2 protein-coding genes are annotated in these 1569 nt (G+C 71.6%); both read left to right on the plus strand.

Annotated features, from left to right (window positions below; genetic code table 11):
* Positions 1-214: AMP-binding enzyme (locus H5J29_RS32105; protein WP_446686506.1), on the plus strand; the 214-nt coding region annotated here is incomplete at its 5' end.
* Between the two features lie 28 nt (positions 215-242).
* Complete coding sequence (locus tag H5J29_RS32110) at positions 243-1487, plus strand: FAS1-like dehydratase domain-containing protein (RefSeq protein WP_181784671.1); 1245 nt, start codon at positions 243-245, stop codon at positions 1485-1487.
* Positions 1488-1569 lie beyond the last annotated feature (82 nt).

Consider the following 1569-nt stretch of genomic DNA (forward strand, 5'->3'; position numbering starts at 1 on the left):
GGTACCAGAGGCGGTGGAGGTCGAGCCGGGGCACGCCGCCCCGGACATCGAGGAGCTGATCGCCCTGTGCCGCAGCGAGCTCACCCCCTACGAGGTGCCCAAGCACGTGCTCGTGGTCGACGAGCTGCCACGCACCCCGTCGACCAAGGTCAGCCGCGTCGAGCTGCTGGACCTCGTCCGCGCCCGGCTCGCCGCCGAACCCACCCCAGCGTGACTCACCTCGACGTGGAGGACGACCTGACATGACCAGCACCGAGGAGAAGAAGGAGACCTTCGGGCTCCTGACCGACGAGGCGATCGCGCGGTCGCGGCTGCGGCTCGGGGTGCCGAACCCGCAGTACAACAAGCCGCACAACCTCGAGGTGACCCAGGACGGCAGCCGGCACTTCGCCTTCGGGTACGGGGACGACAACCCGCTCTACTGCGACCCGGAGTACGCCGCGGGCACGCGCTGGGGCGCGCTGATCGCCCCGCCGACCTTCCTCTACACGATGGGCGAGGACGCCGCGCCCAAGCCGGACCCGGAGACCAAGGCCCTGCTCAAGGGTGACCCGTTCGCCGGGCTGGGCTCCTACCAGGCGGTCATGGAGTTCGAGTGGTGGCGGCCGCTGGCCCTCGGCGACCGGTGCCGGGTGCTGCAGGCGCAGGTGGGCGTGCAGCCCAAGACGTCGAGCTTCGGTGGGCGGACCGCGCACATCACGCACGACTACCTCTACACCGACGGCGAGGGCGAGATGCACGCCGTGCGCCGCGGGACGTGGATCAACGCCGAGCGGCACACGTCGAAGAAGCGGGCCAAGGAGAAGCTGGAGCAGGTCCCCTACACCCCGGAACAGCTCGCCGAGATCGACGCCGCGTACGCCGCGGAGACCCGGCGCGGCGCCGAGCCCCGCTACTGGGAGGACGTCGAGATCGGCGAGGTGATGCAGCCCAAGGTGAAGGGGCCGCTCACCGTCACCGACGTCGTCGTCTGGCACCTGGGCTGGGGCATGCAGCTCACCCCGCCCGGCGCGTTCAAGATCGCCGCCAACGTGCGGCGCAAGGCGCCCGGCCTGTACCCGCCGAACGCGATGAACATCCCGGACACCGTGCAGCGGCTGCACTGGGAGCCCGCGCGGGCGCAGGAGCTGGGCCTGCCCAACTCCTACGACTACGGCGGCATGCGCGAGACCTGGCTGACCCACCTGGTCACCGACTGGATCGGCGACGACGGCTGGCTGTGGAAGCTGCGCTGCGAGCACCGCAAGTTCAACTACATCGGCGACGCCACCTGGGTGCGCGGTGAGGTCGTGGACAAGCAGCGGACCGAGGCCGGCGCCGAGGTGCACCTGAAGATCTGGTGCGAGAACCAGCGCGGCGAGACCACCACCCCCGGTACCGCGGTGGTGCTGCTGCCCACCCGCGAGGCCGCGGTCACGCTGCCCGCCCCGCCCGCCGCGACCCTCGACGGCATGGTGGCGCACGAGCTCGAGCGCTTCTCCATCTGAGATGGCCGAGGCGCGCGACCTGCCCGCGCGGCTGCGGCGGATGATCGCCGCCGACCCCGGGGCCGTGGCGCTCCGCTACCCG

Origin of the sequence: Pseudonocardia pini (assembly GCF_013870575.1) — a bacterium.
Lineage (GTDB): Bacteria > Actinomycetota > Actinomycetes > Mycobacteriales > Pseudonocardiaceae > Pseudonocardia > Pseudonocardia pini.

Excerpts from the sequence above, each read along its gene's own strand:
- H5J29_RS32110 (WP_181784671.1), top strand. The coding sequence starts at position 243 with ATGACCAGCACCGAGGAGAAGAAGGAGACCTTCGGGCTCCTGACCGAC.